Origin of the sequence: Asticcacaulis sp. (genome assembly GCF_051954415.1) — a bacterium.
Taxonomy (GTDB): domain Bacteria; phylum Pseudomonadota; class Alphaproteobacteria; order Caulobacterales; family Caulobacteraceae; genus Asticcacaulis.
Map to the genome: position 1 here is coordinate 18,020 of NZ_JBQCHT010000034.1, position 22,036 is coordinate 40,055.

Consider the following 22,036-nt stretch of genomic DNA (forward strand, 5'->3'; position numbering starts at 1 on the left):
AATCGCAGGAGGAAAGCCGGGAACGCCCATAAAATTGCCGTTAGGCCCTGAGCGTGCGGTTGAAAAGGTCCAGCGTCCGCGTCCAGGCCAGCTTGGCCGCCTCGGCATTGTAGCGCGGCGTGGTGTCGTTGTTGAAACCGTGCTCGACACCATCATAAACAAAGGCATGGTAGCGGATAGCGGCCGCCTTGAGCGCCGCCTCGTAGGCCGGCCATTGCGCATTGACCCGGTCGTCATTACCGGCAAAGTGCAGCAGCAGTTCGGCCTTGATATCAGGCGCGGCCTCCAGCGGCGGCGGCGCGCCATAAAACGGCACTGCCGATTTCAGTTCCGGGATGCGGGTGGCCAGCAGGTTGGCAATGCCGCCGCCGTAGCAGAAGCCAACCGCGCCCAGCGCGCCATTGCCGCCGTCGACCTTCAGGGCATATCCGGCCGCCGCAACGAAATCCTCGCGCGTCTTCGCCTGATCGAGCCTGGCGAAGGCTTCGCGCGCCTTGTCCTCGTCGCCCGGATAGCCGCCCAGCGGCGTCAGGGCATCGGGCGCAATGGCGATAAAGTTATCGAGCGCCAGACGGCGGGCGATATCCTCGATATGCGGGTTAAGGCCGCGGTTTTCATGCACCACCAGCACCACCGGCAGAGGCTTATCCGCCTTAACCGGTCTTGCCACATAGGCTTTGATCGTGCCGTAACCGTTGGGGGAATCAATTTCGACCCATTCGGTCTTGATGCGCGCATCATCCGGTTTGACCTGCTGGGCGCGGGCGAAGTCAGGCGACAGGGCCGTAAGCGTCGCCGCCGCCCCGGCGGCGCCTGCCGTATAGCGGGCACTGCGATTGAGGAAGGTGCGCCGGTCGATCAGGCCATGCACATACTTATCGAACAGTTTCAGGACTTCCGGCCTGAAATCGCTCGCCTGCGGCATATCGGATTTGGTCATGGTGGCTCCTGTGATATTGCCCCGGGCCGGGCGATACCATGCCACGGGATTTACGCCCCGCCTATAAAATTCCGCGCATCTTCCCATCGCTTTCCGCTGGCGCCTCGCGGCAGCGTATGGACATGAAAACCGCCGCCCTCCTCGATATCGATTTTACCGACTGCGAAGCCCAGGCCCGTGCGCAGGGCCTGCGCTATGTCAGCGACAGCAAGCCCGGTTTTACCCGCAAGCGCTACGGCAAGCAGTTCCATTTCTTCGATACTAGGGGCGAGCGCATCCGCGATGAGGCGGTCATCGCCCGCATCCGCAAGCTGGCCATTCCCCCGGCCTATACGAAGGTCTGGATCTGCCCCCATGCCAATGGTCATATCCAGGCGACCGGCCTCGATGCCAGGGGGCGCAAACAGTACCGTTACCATCCCGACTGGCGATCTATCAGGGACAGCTCGAAATTCAGCCATATCCTGGCCTTCGGCGAGTTCCTGCCGAAGCTCCGCGCCGTCACGGCCGAGCATATGGCGCAGCGCGGCCTGACGCGCGACAACGTGCTGGCCACGGTCGTGACCCTGCTCGAAAAGACCCTGATCCGCGTCGGCAACGGCGAGTATGCCAAACATAACAAGTCCTACGGCCTGACCACCCTGCGCCATCAGCATGTCGATGTCAGCGGCCATACCATTCGCTTTCAGTTCACCGGCAAGTCCGGCAAGGCATGGAACCTGAAACTGACGGATCGCCGCATTGCCCGCGTGGTGCGCGCCTGCGCCGATATCGACGGTCAGGAACTGTTCAAATATATCGATGACGGCGGCGTGGTGCGCGATGTCACCTCCGGCGACGTCAACGCCTACCTCAAATCGATCACCGGCGAGGCTTTCACCGCCAAGGATTTCCGTACCTGGACCGGCACGGTTCTGGCCGCCATGGCGCTGCAGGACTATGCCGTATACGATACCCAGGCACAGGCGAAAAAGAATGTGGTCGCCGCCATCGAGCATGTGGCGAAAAAGCTTGGCAATACGCCGACCGTCTGCCGCAAGTCATATATCCATCCGCAGATTATCGATGCCTATCTCGACGGCAGCCTGATCGAACAGATCACCGGCGAAATCGATAAGACGCTCCAGGCGCAGTATGAACAACTGACGCCGGAGGAGATTCTGGTTCTGGCTTTCCTCAAGCAGCGGCTCGCGTAATCGCTATTTGACGCGGAGCCACGGAGCGCCCCATAACGGATGCACACAACAGGAGCGCTTCTCATGACCGATATTTCCGTCGCCGTTATCGTCGGCAGCCTGCGCAAGGATTCGATCAATCGCAAGGTGGCCCAGGCCGTGACGCGGCTAAATGCGCCGGGTCTGACTTTTTCATTCGTCGAGATCGGCGACCTACCGCTTTATAATGCCGATTTCGAAGCCGCACCGCCGTCGGCCGTGGCGTCATTCCGCCAGCAGATCGCCGCAGCCCAGGCGTTTCTGTTTGTTTCGCCGGAATATAACCGCTCGGTCCCCGGCGTGCTGAAAAATGCCATCGATATCGCCTCGAAACCCAATGACCACAACGGCTGGGGCAACAAGCCCGGCGGCGTGTTCGGCGCCACGCCCGGCGCCATTGGCACCGCGGTCATGCAGTCGCACCTGCGCACCGTCATGGGCGGGGTCGGGGTCACGGTCTTTTCCGGCCCGGAAATCTATCTGACGGTGAAAGACGGCTTCTTTACGGAGAGCGGCGACTTCAATGACAGTACGCAAAAATTCCTGCAGGGCTGGATGGACGGCTATGCAGCGTTTGTGAAGAAGATCGTGGCCTGAAAAAAAACGCCCGCTTTCCAGCGGGCGTTTTTTAAACCTCGGTGCTTACCGGCACATGGGCCCAGAACTCGATCTCGACCGTAGCGTCATAGGCCAGGTTGGTGACACCGAAAGCCGTGCGCACCGGCAGTTGCGCCGGGTGGAAGTAGGGCTTGTAGAGGCGGTTGAACTCGCCCCACTTGGTGATGTCGGTCAGCATGACCGTGGCCTTGAAGATATGCTCCAGGCCCAGGCCGTATTTCTTCAGGATATCCGCCGTATTGCTCATGATGAATTTGACTTCGTTCTCGAAGCCCTCGGCCAGCTTGCCGTTTTCATCGAGCCCGATCATGGCGGACAGATAAAGCACCTGACCCACCTGGACGGCCTCCGAAAAGGGCGAACGCGGATGCGGATGCAGAAAATAGGTGATGCCATCGGCCGGAATGGGGTTGATGACGGGGCGGTCGGCTACATTGCTCATGACGTGGTTTTAGCGATCTTTGAGGAGCGGGAAAAGCGGGTTTTGTGCAAATTTTCGTGCGCGGCCTAAGGTCGGTCGCCGATCTTCTTCGCCTGTCCGGCGGACCACATGTAGAGGGCGACTATGATGACCAGGCCGATGCCCAGCGCCAGCCCCATGCCGAGGGCTTCGGGCGTCGGGGTCGGCATGGCAATGATATCCGGGTTCTTGGTGCCGGCGATCAGGCCGGCATAGACCACATTGAACAGGCTCTCGCCGACGATAAAGCCGGACGCCACCAGCACACCCAGGCGATCGGCGATGTCGTTCGTTTTCATCCGGGCAATCAGCTTGACGAAGATCCAGCCGGCCACCGCGCCGACCACGACCGGCGCCGTCACCGAGGCCGGCAGGTAGATGGCCAGGCCGACGCCGAGCGGGGGCAGGCTGAACTTGCCGGCGGACGACAGGCGCAGACCTTCATCAATGGCGATCAGCAGGATGCCGACCACGCAGCCGATGCCGAGATAGCCCAGCGGCAGATGGCCGCCTATGGCGCCCTTGGCCAGGGTCGAGATCAGCACGGCCTGTGGCGCATTGAGCGTGCCGCCGGCCACATCAATGGCGTGGAAATTCGGATCGCCGGGAAAACCCCAGACATTATTGAGCAGGTTCAGCACCACCGGCACGACGCAGGCGCCGGCCAGCACGCCGATGATCAGGCCGACCTGCTGCTTCCACGGCGTGGCGTCGACCAGTTGGCCGGTCTTGAGGTCCTGCAAATTGTCGTTGCCGATCACCGCCACGGCCAGCACCACGGTGGTCACCATCAGGGTAAAGGCGATCAGCGCCGTTTCCACATTCGGGCCGGTGAACTTGTAACCGATCATGCCGATGATGACGGCGGCGCCCAGCACGGTCAGGATGGCGATGCCGGAGACCGGTGAGTTGGACGAGCCGATCAGCCCGGCCATATAGCCGCAAACCGCCGCCGCCAGCAGGCCCGCCACGATGATGTAAAGCACACCGGCAATCACCAGCGGCAGGGCCAGATCCGTAAGCGGACCACCGGAGAGGAAACCGAACAAAAGCCAGCCTGCCGGCACCATGGAGAGCATTATGACGAGACCGACGATCCACACCGGCAGGTCATGCTCGGAGCGCGGCAGGTCCATCGTGCCGGCCTTGCGGGCGCGGCCGGCTTCGAGCGCCGACATCAAACCGCCCCACACCGGCACGATCAGCTTGCCGATCGTCCAGATGGCGGCCATGCCGATGGCGCCGGCACCGATAAAGCGAATCTGGTCCGCCCGCACCTGTTCGGCATAATCCGCCACCGAAAGCGCCGGATCCGGATGGGCCGCCACGAGGTGCAGTGGCCAGAAACTATCAATCTGATAGGTGGAAAGCACCGGCACACCGACGCCCCAGGCAAGGAACAGGCCGAAGAACATGGCGATGCCGACCGTGATGCCCATCAGGTGGCCTGCGCCAACCAGGGCCAGCGAGGAAGACCCGGCCATGCCGGACACACCCGTGGTCTTGCCGACCTTGAAATAGGTTGAAATTTCCGCCGCCAGAAACTTGGACGCCGCCCCGGCCGCGTAAAGCGCCGAGGTGATTGAGCCCAGAAGCACAGCCCACAGACCGGCCGAGCCTTCCGCCGCACCCTCGCGCGATGAGGTGCCGACCCGCAGGACTTCCGCCGCCGCCACACCTTCCGGATAGGGCAGGGTCGATTGCGACACCAGCGCCCGGCGCAGCGGCATGGTGTACATCACCCCCAGCACGCCGCCGATGGCGCAGGCGCCGAAGGTAATGAAGAACGGTACGTGCTGCCACCAGCCAATGATGATCAGGCCCGGCAGGACAAAGATCACCGAGGCCAGGGTACCCGCCGCCGAGGCAATGGTCTGGACGATATTGTTTTCCTGAATGGTCGCCGTCTTGGCGAACCGCAGCAGGGCCATGGAGATCACTGCCGCCGGAATCGAGGTGGCGAAGGTCAGGCCGACCTTGAGGCCGAGATAGACCTGGGCGGCGGTAAAGATCAGGGTGATCAGCACACCGAGGATAATCCCGCGAACGGTGATTTCCTTCGGATGTGTGGCGGCGGGGGTTGTCATGGCATTCTCCGGTCCCAGGCTTTTTGGCGATAGTGCCCAAAAGCGCGGCGAACACAAGCTTTAGATACAGATTCAACTAAATGCGGCTTAAGGAAACCGTCAGGGCACGGGCGGAAGATGAAAGGAAACCGCAAGCCGCGGCCCTGACCAGTCGCCTATATCCCGAAAATCGAGGGCGCACTGAATTCTTACAGCCGGACGGTTAATCTCTCTCATGACAAGGCGAGGCGGAGCCTTACAGACCTATGGCACAGAGATTAAACATGTTGGACGCAACCCACCCCGGCAGCTATTCGATTTACTGGAACCCGCCGGCCCCTCGCAAACCGGCCCGTGTGCCGGCCTATATAAATGCCCTGACCGTCAGCCTGGCCCTCTTTGCCACAACCCTGATCGGCAGCGGCGTAGCCGTGGCCAGCCAACTGGAAAAACTGCCGACGCCGGATCAGATCGCCGTCATTCCGCCGGGCGCCGAGGGCATGAATGTCTATCCGGTCGTCGAGACCGCCGATGTCTGGCTGGCCCCGCAAGCGGCCCACTAATCAGGAAATCGCGCCCGTATCGGCACTGGCCTGATCGTCGTCCATCAACAGGCTGTCGCACGTCGAATGATATTCATCGAGATTGCCCTGGCCGCTCGAAATGGCGGCCGCCAAAGCCTTGTCGACCCGCGCGATATCATCGTCTGCCGTAGCCTCGTCGCTCTGGCTGGCTTCAATATAGATGGACCGCGCCAGATCGCGGGCATCGGCGGCATCATCCGCCAGCGGACCGGAAGGCTGCTTTGCCAGTACCAGGTCATAGGTCGCCACGCACACCAGCGCCATATTGGCGACATCTGCGTCACTGGGCGCATCTGCAGCAGGATCAGCAGGGGCTGCCGCCGGTGCCTCCTGCGCCAACGTGGCATTGGCGCTCAGCAGGGCAAGCCCCAGCCACCCAACTGATCCGGTCCTGATCATACGCATCATACTTACACCGGGACTCACCCGCTCCTTTAAAGGCATCACGCCCGCGCACAGGGTAAGGCATAATCGGGAATTCCCGCAAGGGTGTGTCTTGCGCCGGTAAAACAATTGCGCCTAGCCCTACTGGCCCACTTCAGAAAAGGCCGCATCGCAATTGGCCCGCAGTTCTTTGAGGCCGGGTTGCGGATTGCGGGCCATGCGTTCCGTCAGCCTGTTGCGCATATCAGTTATATCCTGATTGACCCGCTCCGGCGACAGCCCCGTCGATTGCCGGTAATAGTCGACGGTGCTGGCGCCGCGCACCATGGCCTGGCTGAGGTCATCGCCTTTGGCCGTATCCGCCGCCATCAGATAAACCGCCGCGCACCCTTTTGCGAACTCTTCCAGTTCCTGCTTCGATGACTGCGGGACAGGTGCCGGCGAAACGGCCGTCTGCGCCTGGGCACTGCCAGCCACCAGCATCATCCCCACCACGAAACGCCGGAACATCAAAAAAGCCTCCCGCAATCCGGCGGGAGGCTTGAAAATGACCGGCCGCCATGGGGCAGCGTATCAATATTATCTGTTTTTCGCTACCACCACTTCGACGGTTTGGCTGAAAAATCCGCAGCCTTTTCCAGCACCGAGGCGATGTTCAGTACCGTGCCTTCGTCCAGCGCCTTGCCGATAACCTGCAAACCGAGCGGGAGGCCCTGGCTATCCAGTCCCGCCGGCACCGACAGACCCGGCAGGCCGGCCAGGTTGGTGGTGACGGTAAAGACGTCATTCAGGTACATCTGCACCGGATCGGCGGCCTTGGCCTGGTCGCCCAGCTCGAAGGCGGCTGACGGCGTGGCCGGGGTCAGGATAACGTCGCAAGCTTCGAAAGCTTTCGTGAAATCCTCGGCGATGCGACGGCGGACCTTCAGCGCCTTGACATAGTAGGCATCATAGAAGCCAGCCGACAGCACATAGGTGCCGATCATGATGCGGCGCTTGACCTCCCTGCCGAATCCCTCCGAACGCGACAGTTCGTAGACATCTGTCAGCGACTGCGCCGCATCGGTGCGGTGACCGAAGCGCATACCGTCATAACGGGCGAGGTTGGACGAGGCTTCCGCCGGCGCGATGATGTAGTAGCACGGCAGGGCGTATTTGGTATGCGGCAGGGAGATGCGGACAATCTCGGCGCCGGCATCCTTCAGCCAGGCAATGCCCTGTTCCCACAGGGCGTCGATCTCGGCAGGGATGCCGTCGAGGCGGTACTCATCGGGGATGCCGATACGCAGGCCCTTTACCGACTTGCCGATAAAGGACGAGAAGTCCGGGATGGCCAGGTCGAGCGAAGTCGAATCCTTCACATCATGCGAGCACATGGCCTGCAGCATAAGGGCGGCGTCTTCGACATTCTTGGTGATCGGGCCGGCCTGGTCGAGCGACGAGGCGAAGGCCACCATGCCATAGCGCGAGCAGCGGCCATAGGTCGGCTTGATGCCCACAGTGCCGGTAAAGGCGGCGGGCTGGCGGATCGAGCCGCCGGTATCGGATGCCGTGGCGGCCAGGCACAGATCGGCGGCGACGGCCGAGGCCGAACCACCGGAAGAGCCGCCCGGCGTCAGCTCGGCATTGCTGCCCCGCGATTTCCACGGATTGACGACATTGCCCCACTTCGAGGTCTCGTTCGACGACCCCATGGCGAATTCGTCCATGTTCAGCTTGCCGAGCATGACAGCGCCCTGGTCCCACAGGTTCTGTGTCACGGTCGATTCGTAGGTCGGCACGAAGTTTTCCAGAATGCCCGAACAGGCCGTGGTGCGGACACCGGCGGTGCAATAGAGATCCTTGATGCCGAGCGGCGCGCCTTCCAGGGCTCCTCCCTCGCCTTTCGCCAGTTTGGCATCGGACTCGGCCGCCTGGGCTCGCGCCTTGTCGAAGGTGGTTTCGACATAGGCATTGAGCGCCGGATTGGCGGTCTCAATGGCGCCGATAAAGGCTTCGGTCAGTTCGGTGGAGGAAAAGGTCTTCGCCTTCAGGCCGTCAATCGCGGCCTTCAGCGTCAGTTTCGTGAGTTCAGACATCTATTCAACCACCTTCGGCACGATGAAGAAGCCGTCGACGGTCTTCGGGGCATTGGCAACAATTTCGCGCACCTTGTCACCATCGGTGACAACGTCCTCGCGCATCGGCTGCGGCATTTCGATAGCCGTGGTCATCGGCTCGACGCCACTGACATCGACTTCGTTCAACTGCTCGATCCAGCCGAGAATACCATTCAACTCGCCAGCGAGCGATTGCAGGCGCTCATCGCTTTCCCGCAGGCGGGAGAGCGACGCCACTTTCTTGACGGTTGCCACATCGATGGCCATGACCAGACTCCTTAATTCTCTAAGGCAGTCCGGTTAAAGGCTGAGGACGGATTTGGCAAGAGGGGCCGCGTTCAAAAGCCCCTCTGCCTCATTCTCACCACTTCGGGCTGTTCGCGCCCGCCTTACTGATCCAATCCCGAAACGATAAGCGCCGGCCTGTCGCCACCAGTTGTGTTGCGCGCGATCAGTTCAACGCGAGGCCGCTTGCTCACACTGTTAAGCAAAGGCTTGTCCACCTGGCTTACGGCGGAATTTACCGCGTCGTCCTGGCACGCCTTGTCCGCCATCTGGGTCAGCGGGTCATAGAATTCGCTGGCGCAGACATCATAGGCGGCCGCGGTGAGCTTGGCATAGAAGAACCGCACCTGCTTCACGTCCTGAAAATTCACGCCCCTGGCAGAAACGGTCCGTTGTGCGGTGACAAGGGTCTGCGCATAAACACTTCCGGTCGTCAGGGCGGCGGCGGAAAGCAAGGCAGCATAAAACATCGATCTACGCATGATCTTTTCCTCTCCAATTTTAGTGGATACGCAACTGTGAATGCACGCGGTTTACGCGCATTCACAGTAAATGGAAATACAATTATTATGAATTTTTTGACACTTATTAAAATCATACCTGGATATTAAAATATCAAATGAAACAACAGGTAATATTACCCTTTAATTGTAACAATTATATTTAATAAAGACGTCTTCATAGAAACGATTACACAAGAAACATCAATGCTTCCTCTGCGTAATGTCTGCCAGGACCATCTGAGGGGCACCCGGCGTATAAAGCGCGGTCAATTCAGGCTTGTTCAGTTGCTGCAAGGCGCCCTGCATGGCCTCGTCCTCGCAGGCGCGGTCATCGGCGATCCGCCAGGACGGCCCCTCACCGCCTTCCGTCTGGCAGACATACTGAACCACCTTGTAAAGACGAGCATAGACCGCTTTCGTTTCGGCCGGATCGTCAAGCTGACGCGTCGGGAAAGTGACATCGACCTTAGTGGTGCCCGGTTCCTGGGCAAAAGCGGCCGGGGCGGCGGTCAGGCCCGACAGGAGGGCCAGAGTCAAAGCAATACGAAACATGGGACTTGTCCTTTCCGTTTTAGTTACGGCGCGTGGAGACGCTGCGCTCGGCATAGGCCGGGGCATGATCCGAATGACCGTGAAGCGCGCTCAGTTGCGGGGCGTCGATCTGCCTGACGGCATCAGAGACGGCCTCGCGTTCGCAGGCGGCATCGGCCATGGTGGTCATCGGATCGGAAACCTCGCTGGTGCAGACCTGTTGGGCAGCCGCATTGAGCTTGGCATAGAAGCCGCGGGTTTCGCGGGCATTGTTGAAGTCGACATGCCTGGCGGAGACATGGACCTGAGCGGCCTGGCGTTCCTGGGCGTTGGCAGCGCCGGCAGACAGGGCGGCGAATGACAGGGCGGCGGCGATAAAGATCGAACGAGACATGATGAATTTCCTTTTTGCGATTTAAGCAGATGCTGAATGAATACTCAGAAGAACTGGAGACACATCTACGCTCGTCAAAATGAAATTGAAACATGAATATTATTAAATCGGATCAATGTATTACATGAATTTCATTAATTACATTGCGGTAATTTATTACATAGATTTAATATTCAAATTCCATCGAATATTTGCACATCGAAACCATTTCAACAGCAACCATCAGACCGGGATTGACTCGGACCTTCATAGACGCCAAAGCAGGGTCATGGCTGTTATCGACATTACCGAACTGGCGGGGGCGCTTGCCCCGCGCCGCGCCCTGCTGGGGCTGGACCTGGGGGAGAAGACCATCGGCGTTGCCGTGTCGGATATTTCCCTGACCATCGCCTCGCCTCTGGAACTGATCAGGAAGTCGAAGTTCACGCTGGAGGCCGAGCGCCTGTTCAAACTGATGGCCCTGCGCGAAGCCGATGGCCTGGTGATCGGCCTGCCCGTCAACATGGACGGCACTGAGGGACCGCGCTGCCAGTCGTGCCGCGCCTTTGCGCGAAATATCCTGCGCCTGCGCGATATGCCAATCGCTTTCTGGGATGAGCGCTGGTCGTCTTCGGTGATGAACCGCTTCCTGATCGAGGAAGCCGACCTGACCCGCGCCAAGCGCGCCGAGGTCATCGACCGCTCCGCCGCCGCCTATATATTGCAGGGTGCGCTTGATCGCATGAAAGACGTGGCGAATGGCTAGGCTCTTCAAGCAAGATACCCCACCACCATCTTCGCTGCGCTCGATGGTCCCCCTCCCCGGCATAGCCGGGGAGGTACAAGAAAGGTGCCTCGCCTTATACCTCCCCAACTTGTTGGGGAGGGGAACCGCGCCTGAAAGGCGTGGTGGTGGGGTTTCTTGCTTCCTTCCTCAAATTACGCCATGAGCTGGGTCACAATACTCAACGGCATCGTGCCTGTATTCCTGTTAATCGCCCTCGGCTACAGCCTCAAGAAATCCGGCTTCCTGCCGCTCAATGTCTGGCCGCCGATCGAAAAATTCGCCGTCTACGTCCTCTATCCGGGCTTTCTGATCCCGGCCATCTGGCACGCCAACCTGTCCGGCTTCTCCACCGGCCCGATTACCATTGGCGTCGTCGGCTCGGTCATCATCGGCGCGGCCTTCGGCTTTGCGCTCAGGCCGTTCCTGAAACTCTCCGGGCCCACCTTCACCAGCGTCTTCCAGGGCCTGATCCGTTTCAATTCCTTTGTCTTCGTGCCTGTGGCGGCTTCGATCTTCGGGCCGGATGCCAATAGCCTCTCCGCCGTGGCCATCAGCGCACTTATTCCCGCCAGCAACATGATCAGCATACTGGTGCTGGCGCGCTGGGGTGAACCGGAAGGCGGGATACCCGAGCGCACACCGGTGTGGTTCGTCAAAACCCTGCTAACCAATCCGATTTTTGCCTCCTGCCTGATCGGATTGTTTCTTAATTTCCTGCAGGTGCCGGATATCACCTTCGCCGAAAAGGCGCTGAACATGCTGGGCGAGGCCGCCATCCCCACCGGCCTGATCCTGGCTGGCGCGGGCTTAAGCTTCGGTTATGTCTGGCGTCGGCCGGTCCTGGTCGGGCTGGTGTCGCTGTTCAAGATACTCGTCATGCCAATCCTGGCCTGGTCGATCTGCTGGACGCTGGGCGGCGACCGCATGGCGCAAGGGATTGCCCTGGCTTGCGGCGCGGCGCCTTGCGCAGCCGCGGCCTATGTTCAGGCGCGTCATATGGGTGGCGACGCGACCCTGATGGCAGGTATCGTGGCCCTGACCACGACCCTGAGCGCCGTCACCATGCCGTTGCTGTTGTGGCTGTTTCATCTGGTTTAACTTCTCCTCCCCTGCAAAGCGGGAACTTCGTTCCGAGGGAGGTGGCAGCGCGAAGCCCGCAGGGCTGGTGTCGCTGACGGAGGGGGCAATGCCACCGTCTGTTAGCCCCCTCCACCACTTCGTGGTCCCCCTCCCCCGCTTTGCAGGGGAGGAGAAGGCTAGCCCGCCCCCTCTTTCATCCACTGATCCATCTGCTTTCCACCGATCAGGTCCGACACATAGCCAAACGACTCATCCTGCGCGGCATTGACAAAAGCCGTCATGGCCGCCGAATGCAGCCAGCTCCCCAACGATACCCGCCGCACGCCCAGTTCCGCCAGTTCGCAGACCGACAATGGCTTGGCGCCCAATCCACCCAGCACATTGACCGGCCGATCGACGCTGCGGCAGACCGTGCCAATCTCCTCGGCGGTGGAAATGCCCGGCGCATAGAGCACATCGGCGCCCGCTTCCTGATAGGCTTGCAAACGCGCAATGGTATCGGCCAGATCAGCGCGGCCATGCAGGTAGTTCTCGCAGCGCGCCACCAGCATAAATTTGAACGGCAGGGCCTTCGCTGCTTCCGCCGCCGCCCGGATACGGTCCGCCGCCTCGGCGACCCCATAGATCCCCCGCTCGTCGCCCGTGGCGTCCTCGATCGAGCCGCCGACCAGTCCCGCCTGGCTTCCTAAGCGAATCGTCTCGGCGCAATCTTCCGGACGATGCCCGAATCCGTTTTCCAGATCGGCTGCCAGCGGCAGGTCGGTGGCCGCCGCCATATCTCGCACATGCTCAAGCACATGATCCCGCCCCGCCTGGTAATCACTGACGCCCAGCGAGCGCGCATAGCCGGCGCTGGTCGTGGTCAGCGCCCGAAAGCCCAGTCCGGCCAGCAAACGCGCCGTCCCGCGATCCCACGGATTGGGGATGACGAAACAGCCACGCTCATGCAGGCGCGCGAAATCCGCCGCCTTTTCCGTCTGTGTCTTCATAAATATGTCGCCCTTGTCTCTTGTGCTTTTCGGCATTCTCCGCCAAAACGCGGCAAAGCCCATTCCTGCTTATAGTGACAACCGTGCCGGCCATTTCTGTCAGCATGTCCCTTGGCAGGCATATAAAGACGCCACGATGACAGATGTAAATGACCTGATCCGGACACGGCTTCACGCCTTCCCCAAGCGCCATTTCCTCGGCGCGCAGGATCTCGATCCGCCCGATATCGCCAACCTGCTCGACCTGGCGGATGTGTTCGTCGATCTCAACCGGCAATCGACCAAGAAGCTGGATATCCTGCGCGGCCGCACCCTGGTCAATATGTTCTTCGAGAACTCGACCCGCACGCAATCTAGCTTCGAGCTGGCCGGCAAGCGTCTCGGCGCCGATACCATCAATATGAGCATGAAGACCTCGTCGGTCGCCAAGGGAGAAACCCTGATCGATACGGCCGTCACCCTCAACGCCATGAAGCCTGACCTGCTGGTGGTGCGCCATTCGGCCTCTGGCGCCGCGGCTCTGCTGGCGCAAAAGGTCGGCTGCTCAGTGGTCAATGCCGGCGACGGCCAGCACCAGCACCCTACCCAGGCCCTGCTCGACATGCTGTCCATCCGCCGCGCCTTCGGTCATGTCGACGGCCTGACCATTGCGATTTGCGGCGATGTCACCCATTCCCGCGTGGCGCGCTCCAATGTCATCCTGCTCAATGCCATGGGCGCGAATGTCCGTCTGGTTGGGCCGCCGACGCTGATTCCAGGTGATGCCGACCAGTGGGGCACCGAGGTCTATCACGACATGCGCGAAGGCATTGCCGGCGCCGATGTGGTGATGATGCTGCGCCTCCAGCTCGAGCGCATGGATGGCGCCTTTATCCCCTCCGCCCGCGAATATTATCGCTTCTTCGGCCTCGATCGTGAAAAGCTGGCCGTGGCCGCGAAGAATGTACGTGTCATGCACCCCGGCCCGATGAACCGCGGCATCGAGATCGATTCGGAAATCGCCGATGACCTTTCTGTCTCCCTTATTCAGGATCAGGTCGAAATGGGTGTGGCCGCCCGCATGGCTGTGCTGGCGTCGCTCGCCGCCCGTCTGGAGAACGACCGATGAGCGGCATCGTCCTTAATCTCCTCCCTAGCGAAGCTGGGGAGGTGGCATTTGCGCAGCATATGACGGAGGGGCGCCCCTCCACCACTTCGTGGTCCCCCTCCCCACTGCATAGGGAGGAGAAAGAAATTTAATGACCAAAGAAACCTGCGCCATTGCCTTCGTCAATGCCCGCCTGATCGATCCGGCCACCGAATATGACGGCCCCGGCTCGGTCATCGTCGCCGATGGCGTCATCGCCGATGTCATTCTCGGCCATGGCGCCATCACAGGCCATCCCGGCATCCAGGTCATCGATTGCGACGAAAACGCCCTCCTCCCCGGCCTGATCGACATGCGCGTCAAGACCGGCGAGCCCGGCCACGAACCCGCCGAGACGCTGAAATCCGCCAGCCTGGCCGCCGCCGCCGGTGGCGTCACCTCCTTCGTCGTCCAGCCCGATACCGATCCGTGCATTGACGAGCCGGCCATGGCCGACTTTATCCTCAGGCGAGCGCGCGACATCGAACTGGTCCACGTCTATCCGGCCGGCGCCGCCACCAAAAAGCTTGAAGGCAGGCAGATGGCGGAAATCGGCCTGATGGCCGAGGCCGGCGCGCTCTATTTCACCAATGCCGACGAACCGATCGTCAATTCCAAGATCTTCAGCCGCGTGCTGAACTATGCCAATGGGTTCAACGCCCTGATCGCCCATCGGCCGAAGGAGCCGTGGCTTTCCGAAGGCGCCGTCGCCACCTCCGGCGAAATGGCGGCGCGCATGGGGCTTTCCGGCGTTTCGCCGCTGGCTGAGCGCATCATGATCGAACGCGACTTAGGGCTGGCCGAAATGACCGGCGCGCGCTTTCTGGTCGATCTGATCTCGACCCGTGAGGCGCTCGGCTCGCTGGAACGCGCCAAGGCCAAGGGGCTGGAGGTCTTCGCCTCGGCCTCGATCAACCACCTGATGTTCAACGAAATCGACATCGGCGACTACCGCACCTTCTTCCGCCTCGATCCGCCCCTGCGCGCCGAACGCGACCGCCTGGCCCTGATCGACGCCGTCTCGACCGGTGTGATCGATGTCATCGTCTCCAACCACACGCCGGAACCGGCCGAGCACAAGCGTCTGCCGTTCTCGGAAGCCACGCCCGGCGCGCTCGGCCTGCAAACCCTGCTGGCGGCGCTGATCGGCCTGCACCACGAGAACGATATTCCGCTGATAGATCTGCTGCGTACGGTCACGCAAAACCCGGCGCAACTGCTGGGTCTCGAAGCTGGCCGCATCGCCAGGGGCGCCCCTGCCGACCTGATCCTGGTCGATATCGACTCGCCGTTTGCCTTGCGCGAAAAAGACATACTGTCGAAATCGAAGAACTCGCCCTTTGAAAATCGCACCTTACAGGGCAAGGTGCTGAAAACCCTGGTGGACGGCCGTATCGTCTACGAGAACTAACACACCGCCCTTCCTTCCCCCTCTCCCTTTACAAGGGGAGAGGGGCTTTTCTCTGGCTTCCAAGCCGCCCCTCACCCGGCCTGTCGGCCACCCTCTCCCCGCAAGCAGGGAGAGGGGGAATAACTGGAAACGCCATGTCCACCCTGCCCGATATCGCTATCTATGCACTCGCCCTGATCGGCGGTTATCTGCTCGGTTCGATCCCCTTCGGCTATATCTCTGCGAAAGCCGCCGGCATCGATATCCGCACCGTGGGCTCCGGCAATATCGGCGCCACCAACGTCTTGCGCACCGGCCGCAAGGACCTGGCCGCCATCACCTTTATCGGCGATACCGGAAAGGGCGCTCTGGCCGTCGGACTGGCCTTTGTCCTGCTGCTGCAAACCGACATTGAAACCCGCCGGACCGCCATGGCCTTGGCCGGCGCTGCCGCATTCCTCGGCCATCTGTTTCGGGTGTGGTTGAAATTCAAGGGCGGCAAGGGCGTGGCTACCTTCTTCGGCACCCTGTTCGCCGCCTGCTGGCCGATGGGCCTGATCGCCGCGGCCCTGTGGCTGCTGACCGCCTTTATCTTCCGGATATCATCGCTCGGCGCCCTGGTCGCTGCGGCCCTAGTCGTGCCGGTGGCCTTCCTGCTGCATGTCGCGCCCTACCCGTTCCTCGGCATGGCGTTGTTTATGGCGGTGCTGATCTATATCCGCCACCATGAAAACATCCGCCGCCTGCTCAAGGGCGAGGAACCAAAGATCGGCAAGAAAAAAGAATAATCTCCTCCCCATTTCTTAAATGGGGAGGTGGCGCAAAGCGCCGGAGGGGCGCGACACTGACATATGACCAGACCACCGGCAAAATACGACCTGGCTCGCAAACTGCGACAGCAAATGTCGCCAGCCGAAACGCGCATATGGGTTCGCTTGCGTAATCGTGAAACACTCGGTTTCAATGTGCGCCGATCCTATGCTTTCGGACCGTACATCCTTGATTTTTATTGCGATGATGCAAAGCTCTGCATCGAAGTCGATGGTGCTCAGCACACATTTGACGAGGCGCGGCTTTATGATGAAAAACGGGACGCTTACCTGAAGGCGCATGGAATTGAAACGCTGCGCATTCCCGCCATTCAGGTTATGGAAGATCCGGACGGCGCCTCGCAATATATAGCAGCCGAAATTCGCGTGAGGCTAACGGCGCTGTAGCGCCCCTCCGTCATTTGCTTCGCAAATGCCACCTCCCCATCGAGATGGGGAGGAGATGCTTCTTAAGCTATCAGCCGGCCATTATCCTTGATCGTCCGCATGGCCAGGGTCGTGGTGAAGCGCTCGACGCCCGGCAATCGCCACAGGGTCTGGCGCAGGAAATCGTCAAGCGCCGCCATCGATGGCATGATCACCTGCATCAGGTAGTCTGTTGCGCCGACCGTGGCATGACAGCTCAAAACCGAGGGATGCGCCGCCACGGCCTGCTCGAACGCTTCGTGCCGGTCGAACGCCACCGTCACCTGCACGAAGGCCAGAGTCGACAAACCCAGCGCGGCCGGATCGAGATCGGCACGGTAGCCGCGAATAACGCCGGACGCCTCCAACGCCTGCACTCGCTTCCAGCACGGCGATTTTGACAGGCCGGTACGTTCGCCCAGTTCGGCAAAGGACAGCCGGCCATCGGCTTCCAGTTCGCGCAATATGGCTTCGTCAAAACGATCCATTCGTTTCTCCAGGTACAAATATTTCGACAAATCGTTTCCTTTGTAGCGCAAATTATAAGCACAATAGAAACAATGTTCAGCGAAAAGCGCGCTAGGCTCGCCCCAAAAGGGAGTCACGCCATGAACCGCCAGTCCTACATCGATCAGCTATCCGCGCCCGCGAAACTCGATTACGAGCTCTATCTCAAAACCGATGCCCTGCTGACCTGCCAGAAACCATCCGCCGCGATGGTCAATGCCGATGAACTGCAATTCCAGATCGTCCACCAGGTCGAGGAATTGTGGATGAAGCTGATGGTCCACACCCTGCTCGATATCGATGATCACCTGCGCGACGGCCATGTCCACAAGGCCGTGACCCTGTTTTCCCGCTGCAATATGATCATCCGGCTGATGAGCGAGCAACTCGACCTGCTGGAAACCATGTCGCCGCACGATTACCAGCAGATCCGCCTGCAACTGGGCAATGGTTCCGGTCAGGAATCGCCCGGCTTCCGCACCCTGATGAAGATGCCGCCGGAGCTTTGGGAGACCTATGAGGCCCGCTATCTCACCGGACGCGGCCTGACCGTGCGCGATATCTACGACACGAAATATGCCCATGACGACGCCTATGTGCTGGCCGAATGCCTGATCGAATTCGATGAGCGCATGGGCAAGTTCCGCTCCAACCATATCTTCCTCATCCAGCGTTCCATCGGCATGGGCGCGGCCTCGCTGAAAGGCCGGCCGGTCGAACTGCTCGATGCCGGCGCGCGTCATCGCTTCTTCCCCGAACTATGGGCCGTGCGCCACGAGATGACCGATGCCTGGGGCGGCGCCTATGGCAAGGTCCGGCCCTCACTGAGTGCCGCTGAATGAGGGATATGTTTGAAAAGCCACCCGGTGGTCCCTATTTGCTCAGCCATTCGGCGGGCCTGCTGCCAAAAGCGGCGCGCGGTGATTTCGAGACACATTTCTTTACCCCCTGGACCGCGAACCCCGGCGAAAGCTGGCCCTTATGGATTGATGCCATCGACAATTTCCGCACGGCTTTGGCCGGCCTGCTCGGCGGGCGGATGGCGGATTACTGTCCGCAACCCAATGTTTCGGCGGCCTTGTTCGCCCTTCTCTCCGGCTTGTCTCTGGAAAAGGGCCGCGACCGGATCGTCATGTCGGTGCAGGCTTTTCCGTCATTGGGATTCGTGGCGCAACAGGCCGAACGGCTGGGCTTTCGTTTTGAGATTCTGGAAGGCGACCCTGCCGATATCGCCACCTGGGAAGCGGCGATGGCTCCCGATGTCGCGGTCATCGTGGCCATGCACGTCCATTCCAATACGAGCGTCGTATCTCCGGTGGCGGAAATCGCTTCCCTGGCCCGTGCGCGCGGCATTTTCAGCATTGTCGACGTGGCGCAATCGGCAGGCATATTATCGATCGATGCCATGGCCTGGCAAGCCGATGCCCTGATCGGTTCGTGCCTGAAATGGCTGTGCGGCGGACCGGGCGCCGGTTTTTTATGGTGTCCGCATGACCTGAAGCCGCTGAATGTCGGCTGGTTTTCGCACGAGAATCCGTTCGAATTTAATATCCGCGATTTCCGTTATGCGCCGGATGCCCGCCGGTTCTGGGGTGGCACACCGTCGGTCGCGCCCTATGTGCTGGCCACCACCGGCATTCGGACAATCAGCGATATCGGCGTGGAGACGATCCTCAGGCACAACCGCGCCCTGATCGCACAGATCGATCCGCCGGATCGTTCAGGCAAAGGCGGCACCCTGTGCTACAAACCAATGGATATCGAAAAAACGATGACCGCCCTGACCGCCGCCGGTTGCCGCTTCGACCGTCGCGGCGAGACCTTGCGCCTCTCATTCCATATCTACAACACGGAACAGGACGCCGATATCGTTGCGAGGTGTTTGGCCTAAAAAATCTCCCCCTCTTGGAGGGGGAGAGCAAGGATTACTTTACGCCCCCAGCAGGCGTTCCAGCCGGGCCGCCGCGTCGGTTATGGCGAAGGCCGCCTTGCGCTCCATTTCATGCGCACCGGCATTCATGCGGGCATTGGCCGAATTGGCCTCGTCCAGTTGCAGGCGCAAATCCTGCATTTCATCGATCATCAAAAGCGCCGCCATGAGGAACAGCCGCACCTCCCCAATCGAACCGACATCCGACACCACCATCTCGACATGCTCGTCGAACTTGCGCGCCAGTTCCTGCACACGGCCTTCCTGGCCATCGGCGCAACCGACCGTATAAGGCTTGTTATTGACGCGGACCGTGACCTCTCCCATCAGGCGGCTCCACTGACAAGCTGGCGGATATTGGCGGCGGCAGCGCCCAGGGCGGCATGGGCGGCGGAAGCGGCGGCGGCCAGTTCGGCATTGGAGGTGCGCGCCTCTTCCAGTTCGGCCAGCACCCGCTCATATTCGTCATTGGTGCCGGAGCCGGTAAATTCCGGCAGGGGCTCTCCGGATTGCAGCGCCCGAACGCGGGCTTCCAGGGCCTCCAGCGCCCGGTCCAGTCGATCGACGGCGACATTCAGGCTGCCGCCAGCCGGATGACTCTGAGAATGCTCCATAACCGTTCTCCTCCGATATGCGCCGTGCGCCCTCCGATTCGTCCGTTTCCGGACCAAAACCGGTAAGAATCGCGCGCAAAACGCATTAAATTCTACACTTAGCCGTCAAGTTCGGCTAAAGGCACGGCCAACAACGTACCTCGTTAACACTTTAATAGAGACTCACCCATGTCCACAAGCGCTGTTGCAGCCGCTCCCACAACAAAGCCCTCCGGTGTCCTGATGGCAGACGCTATCCGCGTCCTGTCGATGGAGGCGGTGCATAATGCCAAATCAGGCCACCAGGGGATGCCGATGGGCATGGCCGATGTCGCCACTGTGCTCTGGACCAGGTTCCTGAAGTACGATCCGAAGCAGCCCGACTGGGCCGACCGCGATCGTTTCGTGCTCTCCGCCGGCCACGGCTCGATGCTGCTCTATTCGCTGCTCCACCTGACCGGCTTCAAGTCGGTCTCGATGAAGGACATCGAGAATTTCCGCCAGTGGGGCTCCACCACCGCCGGTCACCCGGAATATGGTCATACCGCCGGTGTCGAATGCACCACCGGCCCGCTCGGCCAGGGCCTCGCCACCGCCGTCGGCATGGCCATGGCCGAACGCCACCTCAACGCCCGCTTCGGTGACGATCTTGTCAACCACAAGACCTGGGTGATCGCCGGTGACGGCTGCCTGATGGAAGGCGTGTCGCACGAAGCCATCTCGCTGGCCGGCCGCCTCAAGCTGAAGAACCTGATCGTCCTGTTCGACGACAACAATGTCACCATCGATGGTTACGCCACCGTGGCCGAAACCGGCGACCAGCTCGCCCGCTTCAAGGCCGCCGGCTGGGCCGTCAAGGCCGTCGACGGTCACGATCACTCGAAGATCGCCGCCGCCCTGCGCTGGGCCACCCAACAGCAGAAGCCGGTCATGATCGCCTGCAGGACCGCCGTTTCGCGCCGCGCCGGCGCCAAGGAAGGCGACAAGCACGGCCACGGCTACAACCTGATGGACGATGAAATCAAGGCCGCTCGTGAGCACATGGACTGGCTGGCCGCGCCCTTCACCCTGCCGGAAAATATCAGCAAGGCCTGGCTCTCGGCTGGCCGTAAGGGCACGAAGGTCCGTAAGGACTGGGAGGCCCGCGCCAAGGCGCATCCGAAGGGCGCCGAACTCGCCACCGCCATGAAGGGCGAATTGCCCGCCAATGCGTTTGAAGCGCTCGATGCCCACATCGCCGATGCCATCGCCACCAAGCCGGCCGACGCCACCCGCTCCTGCTCCGGCAAGGCGCTGGCAACCCTGACGCCAACCATCGACTCCATGATCGGCGGCTCGGCCGACCTCACCGGCTCGGTCAATACGCTGGTGAAAGGCATGACCGCCTTTGACGAACCCGACTATGCCGGCCGCTACGTCCACTATGGCGTGCGCGAATTCGGCATGGCCGCGGCGATGAACGGCATGGCCCTGCATGGCGGTATCCTGCCCTATGCCGGCACCTTCTTCGTGTTTTCGGACTACAGTCGTCCGGCCATCCGCCTCGGCGCGCTGATGGGCGCCAAGGTCGTTCACGTCATGACGCACGATTCGATCGGCGTCGGCGAAGACGGTCCGACCCACCAGCCGGTCGAGCACCTGGCCTCCTATCGCGCCATGCCCGGCCTGCACGTCTTCCGCCCGGCCGACATGGTCGAGGCCGCCGAATGCTGGAAGGCCGCCATCCAGGCCAAGGGCCCATCCATGCTGGTTCTGTCGCGCCAGAAGGTGCCGGCGGTGCGCACACAAGCGGGCGATCTCTCCGCCAAGGGGGCCTACGAACTGGTCGCCGCTTCCGGTGACGCCAGGGCCACCATATTCGCCTCCGGCACGGAAGTCTCGATCGCCGTCGCCGCGCAGAAGCAACTCGAAGCCGATGGCATCCCGACCCGCGTCGTCTCGACCCCTTCGTGGGATGTGTTTGATGCGCAACCGGCCGCCTATCAGGCGCAGGTCATCGGCAAGGCGCCCGTTCGTATCGCCGTCGAAGCCGCCGCCCGCTTCGGCTGGGAACGCTTCATCGGTGAAGACGGCCTGTTTGTCGGCATGTCGAGCTTCGGCGCCTCCGCCCCGGCCGATCGCCTCTATAAGGAGTTCGGCATTACGGCTGAAAACGTGGTCGCCAAGGTCAAGGCAGCGCTGTAACGAGCACCGAATTTAAAATAAAAAAGGCCCGCCTGGTAACAGGCGGGCTTTTTTATTATTCACTTTCCATATGGCGCCGATTGATACCCTCCGAAACAGGGCGACCAGCCGTGTTTCGGCAAGCGCGACCGCGCGCCGCGCACGTTTGCGCGTAATCT

General features: G+C 61.0%; 26 protein-coding genes. 12 read left to right on the forward strand and 14 right to left on the reverse strand.

Annotated features, from left to right (window positions below):
- Positions 1-40: 40 nt before the first annotated feature.
- Positions 41-940 carry a dienelactone hydrolase family protein gene (locus ACTHND_RS11610; protein ID WP_440178108.1) on the reverse strand — a complete coding sequence of 300 codons (900 nt, stop codon included), beginning with the start codon at positions 938-940 and terminating at the stop codon, positions 41-43.
- A gap of 38 nt (positions 941-978) precedes the next feature.
- Between ACTHND_RS11610 and ACTHND_RS11615 the strand changes: the two genes are divergently transcribed.
- A complete protein-coding gene (locus tag ACTHND_RS11615) occupies positions 979-2,136 on the forward strand; it encodes a DNA topoisomerase IB (RefSeq protein ID WP_440178109.1) in 1,158 nt (385 codons plus the stop codon).
- A gap of 63 nt (positions 2,137-2,199) precedes the next feature.
- Positions 2,200-2,751: an NADPH-dependent FMN reductase gene (locus ACTHND_RS11620; protein ID WP_440178110.1), complete on the forward strand. Its 552-nt coding sequence runs from the start codon at positions 2,200-2,202 to the stop codon at positions 2,749-2,751.
- A gap of 31 nt (positions 2,752-2,782) precedes the next feature.
- On the opposite strand, the gene ACTHND_RS11625 is transcribed toward ACTHND_RS11620, so the two are convergent.
- Both ACTHND_RS11625 and ACTHND_RS11630 read right to left on the reverse strand, forming a co-directional pair.
- Positions 2,783-3,214, reverse strand: a complete 432-nt coding sequence (locus tag ACTHND_RS11625) for a RidA family protein (protein ID WP_440178111.1) — start codon at positions 3,212-3,214, stop codon at positions 2,783-2,785.
- Between the two features lie 65 nt (positions 3,215-3,279).
- Positions 3,280-5,319 (reverse strand): OPT family oligopeptide transporter, encoded by a 2,040-nt coding sequence (locus tag ACTHND_RS11630; RefSeq protein WP_440178112.1) that lies wholly within the window; start codon positions 5,317-5,319, stop codon positions 3,280-3,282.
- A gap of 263 nt (positions 5,320-5,582) precedes the next feature.
- Between ACTHND_RS11630 and ACTHND_RS11635 the strand changes: the two genes are divergently transcribed.
- Positions 5,583-5,861 carry a hypothetical protein gene (locus ACTHND_RS11635; RefSeq protein ID WP_440178113.1) on the forward strand — a complete coding sequence of 93 codons (279 nt, stop codon included), beginning with the start codon at positions 5,583-5,585 and terminating at the stop codon, positions 5,859-5,861.
- On the opposite strand, the gene ACTHND_RS11640 is transcribed toward ACTHND_RS11635, so the two are convergent.
- The 7 genes from ACTHND_RS11640 to ACTHND_RS11670 form a co-directional block, all read right to left on the reverse strand.
- A complete protein-coding gene (locus ACTHND_RS11640) occupies positions 5,862-6,290 on the reverse strand; it encodes a hypothetical protein (RefSeq protein ID WP_440178114.1) in 429 nt (142 codons plus the stop codon).
- 117 nt (positions 6,291-6,407) lie between these two features.
- Positions 6,408-6,776: a hypothetical protein gene (locus ACTHND_RS11645; protein WP_440178115.1), complete on the reverse strand. Its 369-nt coding sequence runs from the start codon at positions 6,774-6,776 to the stop codon at positions 6,408-6,410.
- A gap of 83 nt (positions 6,777-6,859) precedes the next feature.
- Positions 6,860-8,344 (reverse strand): Asp-tRNA(Asn)/Glu-tRNA(Gln) amidotransferase subunit GatA, encoded by a 1,485-nt coding sequence (gene gatA / locus ACTHND_RS11650; protein WP_440178116.1) that lies wholly within the window; start codon positions 8,342-8,344, stop codon positions 6,860-6,862.
- Positions 8,345-8,632, reverse strand: coding sequence for an Asp-tRNA(Asn)/Glu-tRNA(Gln) amidotransferase subunit GatC (gene gatC / locus ACTHND_RS11655; RefSeq protein ID WP_303829781.1), 288 nt, complete (start codon positions 8,630-8,632; stop codon positions 8,345-8,347). It lies immediately after the preceding gene.
- A 122-nt stretch (positions 8,633-8,754) separates the two neighbouring features.
- The gene (locus ACTHND_RS11660) at positions 8,755-9,132 is read right to left on the reverse strand and encodes a UrcA family protein (RefSeq protein ID WP_440178117.1); all 378 of its coding nucleotides are present in this window, start codon (positions 9,130-9,132) and stop codon (positions 8,755-8,757) included.
- Positions 9,133-9,354: 222 nt separating this feature from the next.
- Positions 9,355-9,705 (reverse strand): UrcA family protein, encoded by a 351-nt coding sequence (locus ACTHND_RS11665; protein ID WP_440178118.1) that lies wholly within the window; start codon positions 9,703-9,705, stop codon positions 9,355-9,357.
- 19 nt (positions 9,706-9,724) lie between these two features.
- Complete coding sequence (locus ACTHND_RS11670; protein WP_440178119.1) at positions 9,725-10,078, reverse strand: UrcA family protein; 354 nt, start codon at positions 10,076-10,078, stop codon at positions 9,725-9,727.
- 268 nt (positions 10,079-10,346) lie between these two features.
- Here ACTHND_RS11670 and ruvX point away from each other — a divergent pair, with 268 nt between their 5' ends.
- Positions 10,347-10,823 carry a Holliday junction resolvase RuvX gene (ruvX, locus tag ACTHND_RS11675; RefSeq protein ID WP_440178120.1) on the forward strand — a complete coding sequence of 159 codons (477 nt, stop codon included), beginning with the start codon at positions 10,347-10,349 and terminating at the stop codon, positions 10,821-10,823.
- A gap of 180 nt (positions 10,824-11,003) precedes the next feature.
- Positions 11,004-11,942: an AEC family transporter gene (locus ACTHND_RS11680; RefSeq protein ID WP_440178121.1), complete on the forward strand. Its 939-nt coding sequence runs from the start codon at positions 11,004-11,006 to the stop codon at positions 11,940-11,942.
- Positions 11,943-12,100: 158 nt separating this feature from the next.
- Here the strand turns inward: ACTHND_RS11680 and ACTHND_RS11685 are convergent, their stop codons facing one another.
- Positions 12,101-12,913: an isocitrate lyase/PEP mutase family protein gene (locus ACTHND_RS11685; RefSeq protein ID WP_440178122.1), complete on the reverse strand. Its 813-nt coding sequence runs from the start codon at positions 12,911-12,913 to the stop codon at positions 12,101-12,103.
- Between the two features lie 136 nt (positions 12,914-13,049).
- On the opposite strand from ACTHND_RS11685, the gene ACTHND_RS11690 reads away from it, so the two are divergent.
- From ACTHND_RS11690 to ACTHND_RS11705, 4 genes are all read left to right on the forward strand, one after another.
- Positions 13,050-14,021: an aspartate carbamoyltransferase catalytic subunit gene (locus tag ACTHND_RS11690; RefSeq protein WP_440178123.1), complete on the forward strand. Its 972-nt coding sequence runs from the start codon at positions 13,050-13,052 to the stop codon at positions 14,019-14,021.
- Positions 14,022-14,151: 130 nt separating this feature from the next.
- Positions 14,152-15,450 carry a dihydroorotase gene (gene pyrC / locus ACTHND_RS11695; RefSeq protein WP_440178124.1) on the forward strand — a complete coding sequence of 433 codons (1,299 nt, stop codon included), beginning with the start codon at positions 14,152-14,154 and terminating at the stop codon, positions 15,448-15,450.
- Positions 15,451-15,584: 134 nt separating this feature from the next.
- Positions 15,585-16,217: a glycerol-3-phosphate 1-O-acyltransferase PlsY gene (gene plsY, locus ACTHND_RS11700; RefSeq protein WP_440178125.1), complete on the forward strand. Its 633-nt coding sequence runs from the start codon at positions 15,585-15,587 to the stop codon at positions 16,215-16,217.
- Between the two features lie 63 nt (positions 16,218-16,280).
- On the forward strand, positions 16,281-16,646 hold the full coding sequence (locus tag ACTHND_RS11705; RefSeq protein WP_440178126.1) for an endonuclease domain-containing protein: 366 nt from the start codon (positions 16,281-16,283) through the stop codon (positions 16,644-16,646).
- Between the two features lie 62 nt (positions 16,647-16,708).
- Here the strand turns inward: ACTHND_RS11705 and ACTHND_RS11710 are convergent, their stop codons facing one another.
- Positions 16,709-17,152, reverse strand: a complete 444-nt coding sequence (locus ACTHND_RS11710) for an Lrp/AsnC family transcriptional regulator (protein WP_440178127.1) — start codon at positions 17,150-17,152, stop codon at positions 16,709-16,711.
- A gap of 120 nt (positions 17,153-17,272) precedes the next feature.
- Here ACTHND_RS11710 and ACTHND_RS11715 point away from each other — a divergent pair, with 120 nt between their 5' ends.
- Both ACTHND_RS11715 and ACTHND_RS11720 read left to right on the forward strand, forming a co-directional pair.
- Positions 17,273-18,013, forward strand: coding sequence for a tryptophan 2,3-dioxygenase family protein (locus ACTHND_RS11715; RefSeq protein WP_440178128.1), 741 nt, complete (start codon positions 17,273-17,275; stop codon positions 18,011-18,013).
- On the forward strand, positions 18,010-19,062 hold the full coding sequence (locus tag ACTHND_RS11720) for an aminotransferase class V-fold PLP-dependent enzyme (RefSeq protein WP_440178129.1): 1,053 nt from the start codon (positions 18,010-18,012) through the stop codon (positions 19,060-19,062). The genes ACTHND_RS11715 and ACTHND_RS11720 overlap by 4 nt, the downstream gene beginning before the upstream one ends.
- A gap of 39 nt (positions 19,063-19,101) precedes the next feature.
- On the opposite strand, the gene ACTHND_RS11725 is transcribed toward ACTHND_RS11720, so the two are convergent.
- Entirely contained in the window at positions 19,102-19,428 is a 327-nt protein-coding gene (locus ACTHND_RS11725) for a cell division protein ZapA (RefSeq protein WP_090645799.1), read from the reverse strand.
- The gene (locus ACTHND_RS11730; protein WP_440178130.1) at positions 19,428-19,715 is read right to left on the reverse strand and encodes a hypothetical protein; all 288 of its coding nucleotides are present in this window, start codon (positions 19,713-19,715) and stop codon (positions 19,428-19,430) included. Before ACTHND_RS11730 ends, ACTHND_RS11725 begins: the two co-directional genes overlap by 1 nt.
- 168 nt (positions 19,716-19,883) lie before the next feature.
- Between ACTHND_RS11730 and tkt the strand changes: the two genes are divergently transcribed.
- The gene (tkt, locus tag ACTHND_RS11735) at positions 19,884-21,878 is read left to right on the forward strand and encodes a transketolase (protein WP_440178131.1); all 1,995 of its coding nucleotides are present in this window, start codon (positions 19,884-19,886) and stop codon (positions 21,876-21,878) included.
- The last annotated feature ends 158 nt before the right edge of the window (positions 21,879-22,036 follow it).

Coding starts and splice junctions, on each gene's coding strand:
- ACTHND_RS11730 (WP_440178130.1), bottom strand. CDS start 19,715: ATGGAGCATTCTCAGAGTCATCCGGCTGGCGGCAGCCTGAATGTCGCC.
- gatA (WP_440178116.1), bottom strand. CDS start 8,344: ATGTCTGAACTCACGAAACTGACGCTGAAGGCCGCGATTGACGGCCTG.
- ACTHND_RS11625 (WP_440178111.1), bottom strand. CDS start 3,214: ATGAGCAATGTAGCCGACCGCCCCGTCATCAACCCCATTCCGGCCGAT.
- ACTHND_RS11620 (WP_440178110.1), top strand. CDS start 2,200: ATGACCGATATTTCCGTCGCCGTTATCGTCGGCAGCCTGCGCAAGGAT.
- ACTHND_RS11660 (WP_440178117.1), bottom strand. CDS start 9,132: ATGCGTAGATCGATGTTTTATGCTGCCTTGCTTTCCGCCGCCGCCCTG.
- ACTHND_RS11685 (WP_440178122.1), bottom strand. CDS start 12,913: ATGAAGACACAGACGGAAAAGGCGGCGGATTTCGCGCGCCTGCATGAG.
- tkt (WP_440178131.1), top strand. CDS start 19,884: ATGTCCACAAGCGCTGTTGCAGCCGCTCCCACAACAAAGCCCTCCGGT.
- ACTHND_RS11680 (WP_440178121.1), top strand. CDS start 11,004: ATGAGCTGGGTCACAATACTCAACGGCATCGTGCCTGTATTCCTGTTA.
- ACTHND_RS11635 (WP_440178113.1), top strand. CDS start 5,583: ATGTTGGACGCAACCCACCCCGGCAGCTATTCGATTTACTGGAACCCG.
- gatC (WP_303829781.1), bottom strand. CDS start 8,632: ATGGCCATCGATGTGGCAACCGTCAAGAAAGTGGCGTCGCTCTCCCGC.
- ACTHND_RS11665 (WP_440178118.1), bottom strand. CDS start 9,705: ATGTTTCGTATTGCTTTGACTCTGGCCCTCCTGTCGGGCCTGACCGCC.
- ACTHND_RS11705 (WP_440178126.1), top strand. CDS start 16,281: ATGACCAGACCACCGGCAAAATACGACCTGGCTCGCAAACTGCGACAG.
- ACTHND_RS11640 (WP_440178114.1), bottom strand. CDS start 6,290: ATGATGCGTATGATCAGGACCGGATCAGTTGGGTGGCTGGGGCTTGCC.
- ACTHND_RS11725 (WP_090645799.1), bottom strand. CDS start 19,428: ATGGGAGAGGTCACGGTCCGCGTCAATAACAAGCCTTATACGGTCGGT.
- plsY (WP_440178125.1), top strand. CDS start 15,585: ATGTCCACCCTGCCCGATATCGCTATCTATGCACTCGCCCTGATCGGC.
- ACTHND_RS11720 (WP_440178129.1), top strand. CDS start 18,010: ATGAGGGATATGTTTGAAAAGCCACCCGGTGGTCCCTATTTGCTCAGC.
- ruvX (WP_440178120.1), top strand. CDS start 10,347: ATGGCTGTTATCGACATTACCGAACTGGCGGGGGCGCTTGCCCCGCGC.
- ACTHND_RS11615 (WP_440178109.1), top strand. CDS start 979: ATGCCACGGGATTTACGCCCCGCCTATAAAATTCCGCGCATCTTCCCA.
- ACTHND_RS11645 (WP_440178115.1), bottom strand. CDS start 6,776: ATGTTCCGGCGTTTCGTGGTGGGGATGATGCTGGTGGCTGGCAGTGCC.
- ACTHND_RS11630 (WP_440178112.1), bottom strand. CDS start 5,319: ATGACAACCCCCGCCGCCACACATCCGAAGGAAATCACCGTTCGCGGG.
- pyrC (WP_440178124.1), top strand. CDS start 14,152: ATGACCAAAGAAACCTGCGCCATTGCCTTCGTCAATGCCCGCCTGATC.
- ACTHND_RS11610 (WP_440178108.1), bottom strand. CDS start 940: ATGACCAAATCCGATATGCCGCAGGCGAGCGATTTCAGGCCGGAAGTC.
- ACTHND_RS11715 (WP_440178128.1), top strand. CDS start 17,273: ATGAACCGCCAGTCCTACATCGATCAGCTATCCGCGCCCGCGAAACTC.
- ACTHND_RS11670 (WP_440178119.1), bottom strand. CDS start 10,078: ATGTCTCGTTCGATCTTTATCGCCGCCGCCCTGTCATTCGCCGCCCTG.
- ACTHND_RS11710 (WP_440178127.1), bottom strand. CDS start 17,152: ATGGATCGTTTTGACGAAGCCATATTGCGCGAACTGGAAGCCGATGGC.
- ACTHND_RS11690 (WP_440178123.1), top strand. CDS start 13,050: ATGACAGATGTAAATGACCTGATCCGGACACGGCTTCACGCCTTCCCC.